2 protein-coding genes and 1 pseudogene are annotated in these 2,303 nt (G+C 69.1%); all 3 read left to right on the top strand.

Annotation, left to right across the window (positions count from 1 at the left end; genetic code table 11):
* Positions 1 to 743, top strand: a pseudogene (locus tag JCM9942_RS14270) (3-dehydroquinate synthase family protein); the annotation flags it as partial.
* A 132-nt stretch (positions 744 to 875) separates the two neighbouring features.
* A complete protein-coding gene (locus tag JCM9942_RS14265; protein WP_054660501.1) occupies positions 876 to 1,127 on the top strand; it encodes a WGR domain-containing protein in 252 nt (83 codons plus the stop codon).
* A 60-nt stretch (positions 1,128 to 1,187) separates the two neighbouring features.
* Positions 1,188 to 2,261 (top strand): uroporphyrinogen decarboxylase, encoded by a 1,074-nt coding sequence (hemE, locus tag JCM9942_RS14260; RefSeq protein WP_054660499.1) that lies wholly within the window; start codon positions 1,188 to 1,190, stop codon positions 2,259 to 2,261.
* Positions 2,262 to 2,303 lie beyond the last annotated feature (42 nt).

Here is a 2,303-nt window from a genome sequence, read left to right as displayed (position 1 = left end):
TGGATGCGCGGCGTGGATTGCGTGCAACTGCCCACCACCCTGCTGGCGATGGTCGATTCCTCGGTCGGCGGCAAGACCGCGGTGGATATCGCCCAGGGCAAGAACCTGGTCGGGGCCTTCCATCCGCCGCGCGCGGTGATCGCCGATACCGCCGTGCTGCGCAGCCTGCCGCTGCGCGAGCTGCGTGCCGGGTTGGCCGAAGTGATCAAGTACGGTGCGATCCGTGACCTGGAGTTCTTCCAGTGGCTGCAGAGCGAGCGCGACGCACTACTGGCCGGCGAGGACGCCGCGCTGGCGCAGGCCATCGCCCGCAGCTGCGAACACAAAGCGCAGATCGTCGAACGTGATCCGCTGGAAAAGGGCGAGCGCGCCCTGCTCAACCTCGGTCACACCTTCGGCCATGCCATCGAGACCGCACAGGGCTATGGCGCACCGGGCAACAACAACCTCAACCATGGCGAAGCGTGGCCGTGGGCATGGTGCTGGCCGCGCGCCTGTCGGCGGCACTGGGCATGGCCGAGGCGGCCGACACCGACCGCCTGCGCGAACTGCTGCTGTCCTATGGCCTGCCGGTGGACATCCCCGCCGGGCTGGCGCCGGAAACGCTGCTGGCCCATATGCGGCTGGACAAGAAGAACATCGCCGGCCGCCTGCGGCTGGTGCTGTGGCGGGGCATCGGCCGGGCCGAAGTGGTGCCGGATGTGGACGAAGCCGCGGTGCTGGCGATCCTCCAGCCGGGCTGAGCCCATCCGGCAACGGGCAGCGGACACCGACGAACGGGCCCCAGACCCTGCGCCGTGGGCGGGCGCTCCTGCGGTGGCGGACAACCGCCCCCGCTGCGGCTGAAATCCGCCGCAGCGGCTACAATCGGCGGCATGCGTGTCCTCCTGCAACAGCCGCCCAGCGGCAACGAAGCCCCCCGCTATGTCCAGCTGTCCCTGGTGGCCGACCTGCTCGGCGGCTGGGAACTGCTGCGTGAAAGCGGCCAGATCGGCGGCCGCGTGCAATTGCGCCGCGAACTTTTCCTGCAGCAGGACGACGCCCTGCAAGCCTTCGAGAAGGCACGCGATGCGCAGCTCAAGCGCGGCTTCCAGCTGATGTTCGCCAGCGGCCAGCCACAACCCTGATCCCGCATCCCCACAGGACGCCCCGCGCGTTCATGCGTCTACCTTTATCCAGGAGTTCATGTGACCAGCCCACTTCGCAACGACCGCTTCCTGCGCGCCCTGCGCCGCGAGCCTGTGGACTGCACCCCCGTCTGGCTGATGCGCCAGGCCGGCCGTTACCTGCCGGAATACCGCGCCACCCGCGCCCGCGCCGGCAGCTTCCTGGCCATGGCCAAGAACCCGGACATCGCCTGCGAAGTCACCCTGCAGCCGCTGGAGCGCTTCGATCTGGACGCGGCGATCCTGTTCTCCGACATCCTCACCATCCCCGATGCGATGGGTCTGGAGCTGTATTTCGTCGACGGTGAAGGCCCCAAGTTCCGCCATCCGGTGCGCAGCGTGGCCGACATCGCCAAACTGGCGGTGCCGGACATGGAAACCGAGCTGCGCTATGTGATGGACGCGGTGCGGGTGATCCGCCGCCAGCTGGACGGCAAGGTGCCGCTGATCGGCTTTTCCGGCAGCCCGTGGACGCTGGCCTGCTACATGGTCGAAGGCGGCGGCAGCAAGGATTACGCGCGCATCAAGGCGCTGGCCCTGAACGAACCCCAGGCCCTGCACCAGCTGCTGGGCGTGGTCACCGACGCGGTGATCGCCTACCTGTCGGCTCAGCGCCTGGCCGGTGCGCAGGCGCTGCAGGTGTTCGACACCTGGGGCGGCGTATTGAGCCCGGCGATGTACCGCGAGTTCTCGCTGCCCTACCTTACCCGGATCGCGCACGAGCTGGACCGCGGCCAGGGGGCCGATCGCGCGCCGCTGATCCTGTTCGGCAAGGGCAACGGCCAGCACCTGGAAGCACTGGCCGCCAGCGGCACCGATGCGGTGGGCGTGGACTGGACCACCGAGCTGGGCGATGCGGTGCGCCGCACCGGCGGCCGGGTCGCGCTGCAGGGCAACCTGGACCCGGCCACGCTGTATGGCTCGCCCGAGGCGATCCGCCGCGAAGTGGGCGTGGTGCTGGACAGCTACCGTGACGGCAACGGCGGCTCACGCGAAGGCCATGTGTTCAACCTCGGCCACGGCATGTCGCCGGACATGAATCCCGAGCACGTCGCCGTGCTGGTGGATGCCGTCCACAGCCACAGCCGCCGCTGACATGCCTCTGCCCGCCACCGCGCTGATCCTGCTCCTGGTCAC

This window comes from Stenotrophomonas pictorum JCM 9942 (genome assembly GCF_001310775.1).
In the GTDB taxonomy this organism is placed as follows: Bacteria; Pseudomonadota; Gammaproteobacteria; order Xanthomonadales; family Xanthomonadaceae; genus Stenotrophomonas; species Stenotrophomonas pictorum.
Note: the sequence above shows the minus strand (reverse complement) of the source record. Positions and strands in the feature narration are given on the sequence as shown.